Here is a 236-nt window from a genome sequence, read left to right on the forward strand (position 1 = left end):
GACGTGCTGACCACCATCCCGTCCTCGCGGGGCGTCAGCTCGTTCAACGACGCGAAGAACAAGTACTGGTCCGAGGAGAACAAGTACAGCAGCGTCCAGGTGCCCAACACCAACACCGCGATCTCGGTCCTCTACGAGAGCTGGAACAAGCTCGAGACCCTGGTCCTGGTCAGCCCCGGCAAGTGAGCCGTCGACTGACTTGGTGAGTACGTGACTTCGGCCCCGCCGGGAGGGGT

1 protein-coding gene is annotated in these 236 nt (G+C 62.7%); it reads left to right on the forward strand.

The window, feature by feature from the left end; translation table 11 throughout:
* Positions 1-186 (forward strand): hypothetical protein (locus ABD323_RS42190; protein WP_344447361.1); only part of this gene is annotated, 186 nt, incomplete at its 5' end.
* Positions 187-236 lie beyond the last annotated feature (50 nt).

Source organism: Kitasatospora nipponensis (assembly GCF_039528135.1).
GTDB classification, from domain to species: domain Bacteria; phylum Actinomycetota; class Actinomycetes; order Streptomycetales; family Streptomycetaceae; genus Kitasatospora; species Kitasatospora nipponensis.